Source organism: Methylobacterium sp. FW306-05-D (genome assembly GCF_058782155.1).
In genome coordinates, this window is the sequence record NZ_JBYSXL010000175.1 from 1 (window position 1) to 560 (window position 560).

The window sequence follows — 560 nt, forward strand, 5'->3', positions numbered from 1 at the left end:
TGATGCTCGGCATGGATCCGCCGGATGTCGTCGAGGAGCTGACGGTTCGACACCGACCGGTCGCTCTCGGGACGTGACCGCCAGCCGTAGTAGCCGCTGGGGGAGACTTCGAGCACGCGGCACATGAGACGCACCGGCCAGGTGTTCGCATGCCGCTCGATGAAAGCGAACGTCACTTGGGCATCTCCGCGAAGATGCCGATCGCTTTTTTAGGACGTCGCGCTCCATGCGCGTCCGGTCGAGTTCACGCCGCAGACGGGCGATCTCGGCGGCCTGGTCGGAGGGGGACGCCACTGGGCTCGCAGGCGCGGCTCCCGGTGACCCTGCTGCCCGCGGTGGTGGGGAGCCACCCATCAGCGCCGAGCGCCACTGCCTCAGCATCGAGGGTTGGATCCCGAGCTCGGCTGCGATCTGCATCTGCGGCCGGCCGCTACCTTCCAGCAGGGCCACCGCCTCGCGTTTGAACTCGAGGGTGACCTCGCGTCTCGTCTTGGCCATCAAACACCTTCCCCGCCCGCAAGAAGCGTATCAGAGGTGTCCGTGAAAGCGGGGGAGGATCA

Annotated in this window: 1 pseudogene; it reads right to left on the reverse strand. The window is 66.8% G+C overall.

What is annotated here, in order from left to right:
• Window positions 1-498: pseudogene (locus AC3WLN_RS24060) on the reverse strand (transposase); the annotation flags it as partial.
• Between the last annotated feature and the right edge of the window lie 62 nt (window positions 499-560).